The 13,536-nt window shown below is 58.6% G+C and carries 10 protein-coding genes and 2 pseudogenes; 5 read left to right on the top strand and 7 right to left on the bottom strand.

The features are described from left to right. Nucleotides 1–91 precede the first annotated feature (91 nt). Complete coding sequence (locus RMV17_RS02070) at nt 92–862, top strand: ParA family protein (protein ID WP_034152927.1); 771 nt, start codon at nt 92–94, stop codon at nt 860–862. A 130-nt stretch (nt 863–992) separates the two neighbouring features. Here the strand turns inward: RMV17_RS02070 and trxC are convergent, their stop codons facing one another. Further along, nucleotides 993–1,427 (bottom strand): thioredoxin TrxC, encoded by a 435-nt coding sequence (gene trxC, locus RMV17_RS02080; RefSeq protein ID WP_034152926.1) that lies wholly within the window; start codon nt 1,425–1,427, stop codon nt 993–995. 361 nt (nt 1,428–1,788) lie between these two features. On the opposite strand from trxC, the gene RMV17_RS02085 reads away from it, so the two are divergent. After that, nucleotides 1,789–2,136, top strand: coding sequence for a transcriptional regulator (locus RMV17_RS02085; protein WP_311887009.1), 348 nt, complete (start codon nt 1,789–1,791; stop codon nt 2,134–2,136). 6 nt (nt 2,137–2,142) lie between these two features. On the opposite strand, the gene selO is transcribed toward RMV17_RS02085, so the two are convergent. The 5 genes and pseudogenes from selO to RMV17_RS30065 form a co-directional block, all read right to left on the bottom strand. Then, nucleotides 2,143–3,606 carry a protein adenylyltransferase SelO gene (gene selO, locus RMV17_RS02090; protein ID WP_311885213.1) on the bottom strand — a complete coding sequence of 488 codons (1,464 nt, stop codon included), beginning with the start codon at nt 3,604–3,606 and terminating at the stop codon, nt 2,143–2,145. Between the two features lie 48 nt (nt 3,607–3,654). After that, nucleotides 3,655–7,008: a mechanosensitive channel MscK gene (gene mscK / locus RMV17_RS02095; RefSeq protein ID WP_311885215.1), complete on the bottom strand. Its 3,354-nt coding sequence runs from the start codon at nt 7,006–7,008 to the stop codon at nt 3,655–3,657. A 34-nt stretch (nt 7,009–7,042) separates the two neighbouring features. Beyond that, nucleotides 7,043–8,785 carry a potassium/proton antiporter gene (locus RMV17_RS02100; RefSeq protein ID WP_311885217.1) on the bottom strand — a complete coding sequence of 581 codons (1,743 nt, stop codon included), beginning with the start codon at nt 8,783–8,785 and terminating at the stop codon, nt 7,043–7,045. 434 nt (nt 8,786–9,219) lie between these two features. Next, entirely contained in the window at nt 9,220–10,092 is an 873-nt protein-coding gene (locus tag RMV17_RS30060; protein WP_371042268.1) for a methyl-accepting chemotaxis protein, read from the bottom strand. Between the two features lie 30 nt (nt 10,093–10,122). After that, nucleotides 10,123–10,914, bottom strand: a pseudogene (locus RMV17_RS30065) (MCP four helix bundle domain-containing protein); the annotation flags it as partial. 210 nt (nt 10,915–11,124) lie between these two features. Between RMV17_RS30065 and RMV17_RS02110 the strand changes: the two are divergent. Together RMV17_RS02110 and RMV17_RS02115 are read left to right on the top strand one after the other, a co-directional pair. Then, complete coding sequence (locus RMV17_RS02110; protein WP_007909525.1) at nt 11,125–11,355, top strand: hypothetical protein; 231 nt, start codon at nt 11,125–11,127, stop codon at nt 11,353–11,355. Continuing rightward, complete coding sequence (locus tag RMV17_RS02115) at nt 11,352–11,654, top strand: cell division protein ZapA (protein ID WP_016987569.1); 303 nt, start codon at nt 11,352–11,354, stop codon at nt 11,652–11,654. Before RMV17_RS02110 ends, RMV17_RS02115 begins: the two co-directional genes overlap by 4 nt. Nucleotides 11,655–11,712: 58 nt before the next feature. On the opposite strand, the gene RMV17_RS02120 is transcribed toward RMV17_RS02115, so the two are convergent. After that, nucleotides 11,713–12,084 (bottom strand): hypothetical protein, encoded by a 372-nt coding sequence (locus tag RMV17_RS02120; protein WP_034151711.1) that lies wholly within the window; start codon nt 12,082–12,084, stop codon nt 11,713–11,715. Between the two features lie 296 nt (nt 12,085–12,380). Between RMV17_RS02120 and RMV17_RS30070 the strand changes: the two are divergent. After that, nucleotides 12,381–13,358 (top strand): annotated as a pseudogene (locus tag RMV17_RS30070) (cache domain-containing protein); the annotation flags it as partial. Nucleotides 13,359–13,536 lie beyond the last annotated feature (178 nt).

Below are 13,536 nucleotides of genomic sequence, written 5' to 3' on the forward strand. Positions count from 1 at the left end.
ACCTGACTCTGTAGTCCATGTCCGTGAAGGTAGCGAAGCGAGGTCGCGCGCATCTACACTCGGTCATTCTTTGATACACGGAGGTTTGGTCATGCGGCGCGTGGTGTTCAATCAGAAAGGTGGCGTAGGCAAGTCCAGCATTGCCTGCAATCTGGCGGCGGTCAGTGCCAGCGAGGGTTATCGCACGTTGTTGGTGGATCTCGATGCCCAGGCTAATTCCACTCAATATCTGACCGGGCTCACCGGCGACGACATTCCGATGGGTATTGCCGACTTCTTCAAGCAGACCCTGTCTTCCGGGCCGTTCTCGAAGAAGAATCAGGCGGACATCTACGAAACCCCGTTCGACAACCTGCACATCATCACCGCCACCGCCGAGCTGGCCGACTTGCAGCCCAAGCTCGAGGCCAAGCACAAGATCAACAAGCTGCGAAAGTTACTCGATGAGCTGTCCGAGGATTACGACCGGATTTACCTCGATACGCCGCCAGCGCTGAATTTCTATGCGGTATCAGCGTTGATTGCAGCCGATCGCGTGCTGATCCCTTTCGATTGCGACAGTTTCTCGCGTCAGGCCTTGTACGGGCTGATCGCGGAGATCGAAGAGCTGAAGGACGACCACAATGAAGGCCTGGAAGTTGAGGGCATCGTGGTCAACCAGTTCCAGGCCCGGGCAAGCCTGCCGCAGCAGATTCTTGATGAGTTGATTGCCGAGGGGTTGCCGGTACTGCCGGTGTATCTGACCAGTTCAGTGCGCATGCGCGAATCGCACCAGGCCAGCATGCCGCTGATCCACCTCGACCCGCGCCACAAGCTGACCCAGCAGTTTGTCGAACTGCACAATCTGCTCGAAGATCACTGATCTCGTGAGCTATCCATGAACCCCTGTGGGAGCGAGCTTGCTCGCGAATGCGTCAGTTCAGTCGACATCCTCGTTAACTGATCCACCGCTTTCGCGAGCAAGCTCGCTCCCACAGTGGGTTCTGGGTGGGTCAGATCCCTTGGCTACGCAGCCACGCCATCAACTGCGGCAACGGCAACGCACCACTCTGCCGCGCCACTTCCCGGCCGTTCTTGAACAGAATCAAGCTCGGAATCGAACGAATCCCCAACTGCGCCGACAATTGCTGATTCGCTTCGCTATCAAGCTTGGCCAAGCGGCACTTGCCCGCCAACTGCGCCGCCGCCTGCTCGAACACCGGCGCAAACGACTTGCACGGCCCACACCAGTCCGCCCAGACATCCACCAGCAACGGCAGATCACCCTTGATCTGGCTGGCGTAATCGCCTTGCTTGAGTTCGAACGGTTTGCTCAGCAGCACGGCGGATTTGCAGCGTCCGCACTTGGGTTGATCCGCAAGGCGCTCGGCGGGGATGCGGTTGAGGCCGTTGCAGGAGGGGCAGGGGATGAGGAGTGGTTCGGACATGATGGGTTCTCAGGCAGGACGTCTATGAGACTGATCTGGAGGCAAAGTCACGATTATCAAGGAATTGATCTGTAGGTCGTTACCTTCCTCAGTTGAGGAAAGGGCCTACGCACGTCTGCGCGGAGGCTGACTATCTGTATTTTATCTAATCGGTCATCTTGTGCAGAACTGAGCGAAATACCTTCCTATGACCGTCAAGACCGTTAAACGCCTTCCACTCTCGGAGCTTTTGAAGGGCTCTGAATATCTAAAAACCTTAAATGCCCGGACGAGTTGTTCGCTCACCGGGGACTCTGTTGGCTTTGAGAGTGTTTGCCTTGATTCCGGTGCGTACCAAGGTTCGGGTCTCTTTACTCGTTTTCTGCAGTTGCCAGAAAACGAAGAAGACTACGATGCCTTGGTGTTGGCGGTCGACGAACTGCTGGAAATTACCGGTGATGACGAGTCTCATCCGTTGATGAGCTTGGTGGATATCATTGGTGACTGGATTGAAGAATGGGATCAAACGCACCACCCGGTCCCAAAACCTCCGGGTTTTGAAGTATTGGGATATCTGATGCGTGAGCATGGTTTGACCCAGAGCGACTTGCCTGGAGTGGGCACTCAGTCAGTCGTCTCTGAGATCCTGAGCGGCAAGCGGCAACTAAACCTGCGACAGGTTCGATGGTTGGCTGAGTACTTCAAGCTGCCTGTAGACGTGTTTATCTAGGCCGCCTCAGGAAGAACAACTGATCTCCAAATGCTTGCCCCACTCCGGCGGCCGCTCGGCATAACCGTCCATCCCCGACTGCTCTTCAAATGGTTTGCTCAGCACCGCGTGCAGCCGGCGTACTTCTGAGTAATCCCCTTGCTCAGCCGCATCGATGGCTTTTTGCGCCAGATAATTGCGCAGGATGTACAGCGGATTGACCGCATGCATCCGCGCTCGGCGCTGTTCCTGGTCAGCGTCGCCATCGCGGGCAACCCGGGCGACGTAGCGTTCACCCCAGGCATCAAAACCGTTGATGTCGACGAAGTCATCACGCAACCGGGCGACGGCCTGTTCGGCGGATTCTTCACCGAGTCGACGGAAGAACAGCGTGTAATCGACGCCGCTGTTCTGCATCAGTTGCAGCAGGTTTTCCAGCAGCGTTTGGTCGTCATCTTCAGCTGTGGTGAAGCCTAAACGGCGGCGCATCAGGTCGAGGTAGTGCGCCTGGAACAATGGCAAATACAAGCCGAGGGTTTCGCGCAGGGCTTCGACACTGATAAACGGCGTCAACGCCTGCGCCAGTGCGCTGAGGTTCCACTGGCCAACCGGCACCTGATTGCTGAACGAGTAACGCCCCTGATCATCCGAATGGTTGCAGATGAAGTTCGCGTCGAAGTCATCGAGAAAAGCGAACGGGCCGAAGTCGAAAGTGATGCCGAGGATCGACATGTTGTCGGTGTTCATCACGCCGTGACAGAAGCCATAAGCCTGCCATTTGGCGATCAGTTCGGCATTGCGCTCGACGACCTCGCGGAACATCGCCAGATACGGTTCCGGCTGTTCCAGACATTCGGGGAAGTGCATCGCCAACACGTGCTCGCCCAGCTGCTTCTGCTGCTCGGGGCGTTTGGTGTAGTAGAAATATTCGAAGTGACCGAAGCGGATGTGGCTCGGCGCCAAACGCAGCACCATCGCCGCGCGCTCCTGTTTTTCGCGCCAGACCGGGGTGTCGGAGCCGATCACGCAGGCCGCACGCGAGGAGGGAATGTTCAGCGCGTACAAGGCTTCGGAGGCAAGGAACTCGCGGATCGACGAACGCAGCACCGCACGACCATCACCCATGCGCGAAAACGGCGTCTGCCCGGCGCCCTTGAGGTGCAGGTCCCAATGCTCGCCGGCTGCGTTGTACACCTCGCCCAACAGCAAGCCACGACCGTCACCCAATTGCGGCGTGTAACCGCCGAACTGATGCCCGGAATAGACCATCGCCCGCGGTTCGGCATCAGCCCACAACTTGTGGCCGCCAAACAGTTCGGCAAATTCCTCGGTTTCAGCGGTCGCCGGGTCGAGATCCAGCAAAGCCAGCGCCGCCGGGCTCGCGACGACCAGACGCGGATTGTCGATCGGCTCGGGCAGCACGTGGGCGGAGAACGCATCGCCCAGGCGGGCGAAGCGATTGTCGAAGGTCAGTTCGTCGAGGGCTTTCAAGGGCCGGCTCCAGCAGAATGTCCGAGCATTCTGCTGGGATTAGACCGGTTAGTCGAGTTTGGCCGGCGGCGGCTCTTGCAGCGGTTTCTGATCGTCGGCGACCGGCACGATGGTTTTCGTTTCCGGCTCGATCGGCACCATCTTGTATTCCTGACCGTGGAGGTTCTTCAAGTAGACCTCCATCTGGCGGAACGAGATGTTGATGTGCTGCTTCTTGAACTCGCGGTTGATGAAGCGGTTGACCTCATCGAGCACCGGGTTGCGGTCACCGAGGTCACGCACGTGCATGCGCAATTCGTGGTCAAGGGTACTTTCGCCGAAGTTGAGGAAGTACACGTGTGGCTCTGGCTCTTTGAGTACGCGCGGGTTTTCCCGGGCAGCCTTGAGCAGCAGTTCCTTGACCAGATCCAGATCCGAGCCGTAGTCGACGCCGAGTTTCAGCGTGACGCGGGTGATGGTATCGGTCAGCGACCAGTTGATCAGTTGTCCGGTGATGAACGTCTTGTTCGGGACAATGATGTCCTTGCGGTCGAAGTCGGTAATGGTCGTGGCGCGGATGCGGATCTTGCTCACCGTGCCCGACAGGTTGCCGATGGTGATGGTGTCACCGATCCGCACCGGACGTTCGAAGAGGATCATGATGCCGGAGATGAAGTTCGCAAAGATCTCCTGCATACCGAAACCGAGGCCGACCGACAGCGCCGCCACCAGCCATTGCAACTTGTCCCAACTGACGCCGAGGGTCGACAGGGTCGAGACGAAGCCGACGCCGGCGATCACGTACGACAGCAGCGTCGTGGTCGCGTAGGCACTGCCCTGAGCCAGATTGAGCTTGGACAGCACAAACACTTCGAGCAGGCCCGGCAAGTTGCGCGCGAGGGCGAAGGTGATGCCGATGATGATCAGTGCGCCGAGCATGTCGCCGATGCTGATCGGCACCATGCTCATGTTGGCGCCGGTGCCGCTGGTGTATTCGTAGAGGGTGATGTTGTCGAGGTACGAGAACACCGAAATCAGGTCCGACCAGACCCAGTACAACGCGGCAATGAAACCGCCGAGCAGGGCCAGACGGATCAGGCGCAGGGACTGCTCGTTGACCTTTTCGATGTCCAGCGTCGGCTCTTCGATCACCGCTTCACCGTCGCCAGCCTCTTTCGCCGCCTGCCGTTTGGCCAAGGCACGCTGATAGGCCAGACGTCGCGCGGCGACGCTCAGGCCACGGACGAAAGTCGCTTCGATCACCAGCCAGAACATCAGCAGGTACAGGGTGTTGATCAAGCGGTCGCTGAGCTTCAGCGCGGTGTAGTAGTAGCCAAAGCACACCGCCACGAACAACGCGATCGGCAGCAGGGTGAACATCACGCCGACGGCTTTGCGGAACAGCGACGTGTTCTCGTGAGCCGGGCTGCTGATCAGCAAACGGCTGAGCAGCCATGCCATCAAAGCGTAGCAGGTCAACACCACCGGCATGCCGAGCACATCGTCGGCGAGTGCGGCCGGTTGCAGTTCGGCCACGGCAACAATGGTCACCAGCGCCATGACCACCAGACCCAGTCGACGGATCCAGCCCTGGAGGAATTCAACCTGCGGCTTTTCCCAACGGAAGTGCAGTTCTGCCACACCACCCGGCGCGAGAATCCGGTAAGCGGTGTAGAACACCAGCCACGCCTGACCCATCTGCAGCAAAGCCGCGCCCATGTTGGCGTTCTGTCCGCGCGCGTCGATCTGCAACGCCAGACCACACAAGGCCAGGCCCAACGCGACCGGCATCGCCAACAGAATATTGATCAGAATCGCCTGCGGCGTGTGCCACTGGCTGTCACGCTTGAAGTGGCCGATGTCCTGGTGAACCTTGTTCAGCCGCGCATACAGATTCTTGCGTCGCCACAGCAATGCACCGATCAGCAGCGCCAGCGGCAGGAACAGCAACGGTCGCTGGATCAGACCGTCTGTCAGCTCACTCAGGCTGGAGGCCCACGGCAGGGTGTCGACCTGACGTTTCAGGCGCTCTGGCACTGCGCGCATCCATTCCAGGTCCAGCGGCTTGTTGCTGGGGATCCAGAACATCTGCTCATCCAGCGTAGCGCGCAGGCTCTGTGCGGTGCTCAGCAGTTGTTTCTGGTTGAGTTGCAGGGTAATCGACTCGTTGAGCATGGCGCTCAGTTCGCGATTCAGTCGCTCCAGCAGGTCGGCGCGGGTATTGGCCAGCTCCAGCAGGTTTTTGCGCAATTGCGGGGTGACCTGCTCCGGTGGCTGCGTGGACAGCAGATTGTCGACATAGGCGGCCGGATTACTCAGTTGCTCACGCTGCTGGCTGACGTCGAATTGCCACAGGCGAATGTCGGCGATCTGATCCGCCAGATCGCGATCGACCTTGAGCCGCGGCAGGGCTTGTTTCTGCTTATAGAGAATCTTCGACAGCAACAGGCTGCCCTTGAGCACGCTGATCTGCTCGTCCAGTGCTGAATCGCTTTGGGTCAGGCTGTCGAGCTGTTGTTTGGTCTGCAGATTCTGTTGGGTGACTTCGTTGAGGCGGTCAGTGCTTTTGAGCAGGTAGTCGGAGAGCTTGAGGTTTGCCGTGCTTTCGATGGCCAGCAGGCTGCTGCTACCGGCCTTCTGCGCCTCGATCGACTGCTGCGTTACGGTTTCCTGCGACTGCGCCAGACGTTTCTGGTTGATCAGGGTTTGCAGTTCCTGGATCTCGCGGTCGAGGCGCTCGGACTTCTCCGAGAGCAAGTCATGCTGAGCATTGCCAAGATCCTGCAACTGGCTGTTGCCGGCCAGTTCCTGGCGACGCAGTGGAATCAGCGCATTCAGCGCCGCCAGTTCGGCGTTCAACTGATCGCGCTGTTCGGCGGTGACGGTTTTACCCGCGTCCTTGCCGGATTTGAGGATGTTGTTGATCTGCTGGATGCGCGTCTGGCTGGCGGATATCTCCGCTTGCGCGCGCTCGGGACGCGTCTGCGCGGTGATGATCAGGCTGTTGGCGTCGGCCAGGGCCTTTTGCAGGTCACTTTGCTGGGTCGAGCGATCGGTGAGGATTTGCTCCAGTTGCTGAATCGACTCCTTGGGAAAACGCTGCGCCACCGGCACCACGGGCGTGGCCTTGAGGCGTGTCAGTTCGCGGGTGTTTTCAATCGTCTGCTTGGGCGCGGTCGCCAGTTGCTGCTTGAGATCGATCAGCTTCTGTTCGTAATCACGCTGGTTGTTCAGCTGATTGAGCGTGTTCTGCAGGACGGTCTGCAGGCTCTTTTTATCGGCATCCGGCAGTTTGCTGTCGGCGAGTTTGTCGAGGCTGGCCTGCACGGCGTCGCTGGACGGTGGTTCGGCGGCGTACAGCGGGCCGACAGTAAGACTCAGGCCCAGCAGGGCCGCGGCGAAAAAGGAGCGCAGGGTAGGCATAGAGACCGGTCAAGCAAGTGAGAGTGGACGCAGTTTAGAGGAAGAGCCCGGGGCCCGGGCGACTTCCTTCGGGGAATCTGACGCCCACTTTGCCGATCTTGTTCCCGTCCATGACCGCAACCGTCCAGTGGGTGTTGTTCCACTCCACCTGGTCACCGACGATCGGTGCGCCGCCGACTTTGTGCGCGATGAAGGCGCCCAGGGTCATGTACGGATCAATGCCCTCGGCCGGCAACCCGTAGAGCGCCGCAACCGCTTTAAGCTGGGCGTCTCCTTCGAGCACGAAGTCACCGAAGAAGCGCAGATCGAGACCGCGTTGCGGCGCCTGGCTGAAGAGTTTTCCGAGGGCGCCAAGGTTGTGTTCATGGCCGATAACACACAGTAAATCATCGACTTCCAGCACCGTACTACCCGACGGATGGAGCAGTTGCTGACCACGAAACAGTGCAGCGATACGCGTGCCTTCGGGCATTTTCAGCTCGCGCAGGGGCGAACCGATGCACCATTTCTCCGCGCCGAGCTTATAAACGAACAGCTCCCACTCGCTGGTGACGTGGACTTCCAGCGCCGCGCGGGAAATCGGCGCTGGCTCCGGCGGTACGGTCACCTTCAACAGCTTGGCCACCCACGGCAGGCTCGTGCCCTGCACCAGCAGCGACACCAGCACGATGAAGAACGCGAGGTTGAAGTACAGCTGCGCATTCGGCAGCCCGGCCATCAGCGGGAACACCGCCAGAATGATCGGCACCGCTCCGCGCAGGCCAACCCAGGAAATAAACGCTTTTTCGCGGCCATGGAACGCCTTGAACGGCAGCAGACCGACCATCACCGACAGTGGCCGCGCAAACAGAATCATCCACAGTGCCAGACCCAGCGCGGGCAGGGCGATTGGTAGCAAATCATGCGGCGTCACCAGCAACCCCAGCACGAGGAACATGCCGATCTGTGCGAGCCACGCCATGCCGTCGAGCATGTGCAGAATGCCGTGACGGCTGCGCACCGGGCGGTTACCGATCACCAGACCGCACAGATAAACCGCGAGGAAGCCGCTGCCATGCAGGGCGTTGGTCAAGGCGAATACCACCAGACCGCCGGCGATCACCAGAATCGGATACAGGCCGGCCGCGAGATTGATGCGGTTGACCAGTTGCAGCATCAACCAGCCGCCACCGAGGCCGATCACGCCGCCGATGCCGAACTCGCGGATCAGGTGGGTCAGCAGGCTCCAGTGCAAACCGGTCTGGCCGCTGGCGAGCATATCGATCAGGGTCACGGTGAGAAACACCGCCATCGGGTCATTGCTACCGGATTCGATTTCCAGGCTGGCCGTCACCCGTTCGTTCAGGCCTTTGCCGCCGAGCAGCGAGAACACTGCTGCGGCGTCGGTTGAGCCAACGATGGCGCCGATCAACAAACCTTGAATCAGATTGAGGTCGAACAGCCATGCGGCGGCCATGCCGGTCAGCCCGGTGGTGATCAACACTCCGACCGTGGCCAGCGACAGCGCCGGCCACAAGGCCACGCGGAAACTCGACACCCGCGTACGCAAGCCGCCGTCGAGGAGGATCACCGCGAGTGCGAGGTTGCCGACCAGATAGGCTGTCGGGTAGTTATCGAAAATAATGCCGCCGCCATCGACCCCGGCGGCCATGCCAACCGCGAGAATAATGACCAGAATCGGGATGCCGAGACGGGAGGAGAGGGAGCTGACGAGAATGCTTGCGCCTACCAGCAACGCGCCGATCAAGAACAGGCTGTTGATGGTCGTCGCATTCAAAGGCAGTACTCCAGAAGCGTAAAGACGGGCACAAACTGACCATGCAGTCTGCGTGCCAGCGATTCTAACCTGTTGAAATGTGATGCTGTCAAAAAGGTTTTTCAGTGTGGCATCAGGTTTTGTGTTCGGCGGGCGATTGCTGCCCTCACCCTAGCCCTCTCCCGGGGGGAGAGGGGACTGATCGCGGTGTTTGTTCAAGTTACACCGACCTGAAATTCCGGGTCGAACTCAGGTTTTGAAAAAACACGAAGATCTGCTCCCTTTCCCCCTCTCCCGGGAGGAGAGGGGGACTGATCGCGGTGTTTGTTCAAGTTACACCGACCTGAAATTCCGGGTCGAACTCAGGTTTTGAAAAACACGAAGATCTGCTCCCTTTCCCCCTCTCCCTCTGGGAGAGGGCTGGGGTGAGGGGCTTTTGACCTTAATCTCAAAATTTACAGGCTGAACCGCCCAACCATGTTGTTCAAATCCAGCGCCAACCGCGACAGCTCATTACTCGCCGCACTGGTCTGATTCGCCCCGGTCGCCGACTGCACCGACAGATCGCGGATGTTGACCAGATTACGATCCACTTCCCGCGCCACTTGCGCCTGCTCTTCAGCCGCGCTGGCGATCACCAGGTTGCGCTCGTTGATCTCGACGATGGCGGTGTTGATGGTGTCCAGCGACATGCCGGCACCACGAGCGATGTTCAGGGTCGACTCAGCGCGCTCGGTGCTGTTGCGCATCGAATCCACGGCGTGTTCGGTGCCGCTCTGAATGCTGCCGATCATCCGCTCGATTTCGCTGGTCGACTGTTGAGTGCGGTGCGCCAAGGCACGTACTTCATCCGCCACCACGGCAAAACCACGACCGGCTTCACCGGCGCGTGCCGCTTCAATCGCTGCGTTCAGAGCCAGCAGGTTGGTCTGATCGGCCAGACCACGGATCACATCCAGCACCTTGCCGATGTCACGGGATTCATTCGCCAGATCACCGATCAGCGAAGCAGTGCTCTGCACATCGGCGCTCATGCGTTCGATCGCGCTGACGGTTTCCTGCACCAGATCACGGCCGTCGCCGGCAGACGTGGTGGCGTTTTTCGAAGCTTCCGAAGTGCTCACGGCGTTGCGTGCGACTTCTTCCACGGCGCTGGTCATCTCGTTGACCGCCGTGGCCGCCTGTTCGATTTCATTGTTTTGCTGAGTCAGGCCACGCGCGCTTTCGTCGGTGACGCTGTTCAGTTCTTCAGCCGCCGAAGCCAGCTGAGTGGCCGAACCGGAAATGCGCTGCAGGGTGTCACGCAGCTTCGATTGCATTTTGGCCATGGCCGCGAGTAGACGTCCTGCCTCGTCTTCACCGTCAACGTGGATCGGCTGGGTCAGGTTGCCTTCAGCGATGGTTTCCGCAGCGTCCAGTGCTTTGGAGATCGGCTTGGTAATACTCACGGTCAGCAGCCAGGCGAAGAGGAACGTCAGGCCAGTGGCGATCACCAACAACGTGACCACAAGGTTGAAAGACATCGAAAACTGATCGCTCGCGCCTTTATCCGTCTCGGCGATTTGCTGGGTGTTGATCTCCAGCAGGCGCGCCAGGGCGGTGTTCACCGCTTCCGAGTTGCTCAGCAAGTCCGAGTTGAGCATCTGCCGCAGTTCATCAATCTGATTGTTGCGCGACAGGGTTTTCATCCGGTCTTCAAGCTGGCGGTACTGCGCGAGCAACTGCACGTATTGATCATAAGCCGCACGTTCTTGCGGGCCGTCGATCAACGGTTCGTAGGCGCGCTGGGCGTCGGCGATCTGTTTGTTGCGCAACTCGAACAGTTCGACAGTCTTTTGTTGAACGTCCGGTTCACGGTTGATCAGCAACCGATACGACAAGACGCGCAGGCGCAGGGTCAGTTGGGTGAATTCGTCGAGAGCCTTGATGGAAGGCACGCTGGCCGTCGCAATGTCTTCGCCTGCTGCGCGGATTTTGCTCATCTGATTCAGCGCGAACACGCCGAGAATCAGCATCAGGCCGCCGATCAGGGCGAAGCCGGTAAACGCCCGTGGGGCGATATTCATATTGCGAAGGGACATGGGGCGGATACCAAGAGAGGGCCGCATCCATGCGGGCTGAGACTGCTGTATGGATGACTTATCGGTCATACGACTAAAGTCTTGAGGCACTGTGCGTATTTGTCGCAGAAGGGCTCGGGCGACGAAGTGCAGGAACCAGATCGGCAGATCACAGTCTTTAAAACTCGCGAGAACGGTCGGCCACCAGGAAAATCAAGGCTTTGCGCCGGTTTAACCCTGGCATCCGTGATGACTTTTCTTTATCGTACGCGCCCTTTGAAAAACGCTTGGAAGATCAAAATGTTGGAAGCATCCCTCAGCCAATTGGAACAGCTCGTCAGCGACCTGGTGCAACAGAACCAGACCCTCGCGCAAACCAACCAGACCCTGTCCACGGAACTGGCCCAGGCCAAGGATGAAAACGAAAGCCTGCAACTGAACCTGATGGAGCAGGAAGAAAAGCACGGCGCCACCGCCGCCCGCATTCAAGCCCTGGTTGATCGCGTCAACGCAGGTCCTGTCAGCGCATGAACCACCACACAGCAGGGGTAAAGGTCGTCTCCATTCTCGGGGAGGACTATTCGATCAAGGCACCGGCCGGGGAAGAACAGACCCTGCTGGACGCGGCCATGATGCTCAAGGCAGCGCTGGATGACACCAAGCGCAAATACCCGACATTGATCGGTGACCGCTTGCTGGTGCTGGCGGCGATGAATCTGTGCTCGCAGCAGATTGAAATGAAGAAACAGCACCAGGAAGAACTCGACCGTTATCAAGAGCAAGTCAGCGCCACGGTCGATACCATCGCCAAGACCATCAATCAGGGTTGAAGCGCGTTTTTGCAGCGCCTCGGTACTTCGAGGCGCTAAATTTCGGACAGCTCTGTGTTTATTGAGTTTTAGTTACTGGCTGCCAGTAGATCTTCCTCAACCACTCTCCGTTGGTTTGCTTCTTGAACTCTCCGTGGGAGACCCTGTAGGTCGTCTCGTCGATCGTCACTTCATCTCCGCGCGAAAGCAGGTTTTGATATTCCGATCCTGCGATTGGCTGAATTGTGCTGTACGTTGCGCCTGAGAACGTGGTGATCGTCGCTTTGTAATGGATTACGGGGAAAACCATGACTTCGGTAAAGTGTTTTCGGGTGATCACCGATAGCATGCTGGATCCGTCGACAAAGTCGCCGACCTGCGCTGATTTCACAAACGTATCGTTGTCAGACATTGTCTGTACAAAGCTTTCAGCTGGACTTGTATCAGCCATGATTTTTCTCCTGCTAGTACAGCGTGAGTCTGTGAAGCGAACGCTTGGGCACAGACAGGGAAACTGCAATCTATGCCACGCGATGCGAGCTGTAACCTGTCAGAGTTGACAGTGTTCTCGCCATGAAATCGGCCCGCTTCTTGCTGGTCGAAGATCACTGCTTCAAGGTTTGTCTCTTGTTTACGTGATTTTTGTATACATCTGGCGCGACAGTTGCAGTGTTTCTGCCTCTTATCCTTTGGGGGTGCTCCATGCAGTTGTGGCGACGCAGTATTCAATGGCAGTTGATTCTCAGCATGGGCACGGCCCTGCTGGTCAGCATCCTGATCGTGGTTGGCATTTATACCCTGGTGGTCAACCGCCTCGCCCAGAGCTATCTGGTCGAACAAGCACTGCCGTCGAGCATCGAAGCGACGCGCAACGATATCGAACGGATCCTCGTCCAGCCGCTGACGGCGGCCAAGGACATCGCCAGCAATTCCATGGTGCGCGATTGGCTCGCATCCGGCGAAGACAGCAGCAAAACGGCGGCCTTCGCGCAGTATCTGGAAGGCATCCGCGCCGAACATAAAGCTTTCACGGCTTTGATCATCGGCACCGAATCCAATCACTACATCACCGAAAAAGGCCTGGATCGCACCCTCAGTCGCGCCAAACCGGCGGATGCCTGGTTCTATTCTTTTCTCGACAGCAATCAGCCGCGCACCCTGAACATCGACAACGACGGGGCGACCGGAGAGTTGGCGCTGTTCATTGATTTGAAGGTGGAGCAGGCCGGCAAAGTGGTCGGCGTGGCCGGGCTCGGTTTGAGCATGAAAGAGCTGTCGGAGCTGATCCACAATTTCAGCTTTGGTGAGCGCGGCAAGGTCTATCTCGTGCGTTCCGACGGTTTGATTCAGGTGCATCCGGAAGCGCAGTTCAGCGGCAAACGCACCTTGAGCGAGCAAATTGGCGCCCATGCGGCGCAGGCCGTCATGGGCCAGAAAGCGGCGATCAGCAGCAGCTTCCAAAGAGATGGCGAAGACTTTCTCGCCTTAAGTCTGCCTTTGCGCGATCTGGGCTGGACGCTAGTGGCCGAAGTGCCGCAGTCGCAGATCTACGCCGAGGCCCGTAAAGCGATGTGGATGAGCGGCGGTATCGGTCTGGCCGTGGCGCTGGTGTGCCTCGCTTTGGTGGTGTGGCTGGCGCAAGGTTTGGTGCGACCGATTCGCCAAGTAACAGCCGCGCTGGTAGCAATCGGTAGCGGTGGTGGAGATTTGACCCATCGGTTAGATTCCAGCCGTGCCGATGAGCTGGGCGACCTCGCTCGCGGTTTCAACCGTTTTCTCGATAGCCAGCGCGGGATGATCGGCGAAGTGCTGACAACCAGCGAACGTCTGCGCACGGCCGTGGGGCAGGTGGCGAAGGTAGTGGAGAACACCGCTGAGCGTTCTGGCCGTCAGCAGGAAATGA

This window comes from Pseudomonas sp. VD-NE ins (genome assembly GCF_031882575.1).
GTDB classification, from domain to species: domain Bacteria; phylum Pseudomonadota; class Gammaproteobacteria; order Pseudomonadales; family Pseudomonadaceae; genus Aquipseudomonas; species Aquipseudomonas fluorescens_BZ.

Coding starts and splice junctions, on each gene's coding strand:
- RMV17_RS02070 (WP_034152927.1), top strand. CDS start 92: ATGCGGCGCGTGGTGTTCAATCAGAAAGGTGGCGTAGGCAAGTCCAGC.
- trxC (WP_034152926.1), bottom strand. CDS start 1,427: ATGTCCGAACCACTCCTCATCCCCTGCCCCTCCTGCAACGGCCTCAAC.
- mscK (WP_311885215.1), bottom strand. CDS start 7,008: ATGCCTACCCTGCGCTCCTTTTTCGCCGCGGCCCTGCTGGGCCTGAGT.
- RMV17_RS30060 (WP_371042268.1), bottom strand. CDS start 10,092: ATGGCCAAAATGCAATCGAAGCTGCGTGACACCCTGCAGCGCATTTCC.
- RMV17_RS02110 (WP_007909525.1), top strand. CDS start 11,125: ATGTTGGAAGCATCCCTCAGCCAATTGGAACAGCTCGTCAGCGACCTG.
- RMV17_RS02115 (WP_016987569.1), top strand. CDS start 11,352: ATGAACCACCACACAGCAGGGGTAAAGGTCGTCTCCATTCTCGGGGAG.
- RMV17_RS02120 (WP_034151711.1), bottom strand. CDS start 12,084: ATGGCTGATACAAGTCCAGCTGAAAGCTTTGTACAGACAATGTCTGAC.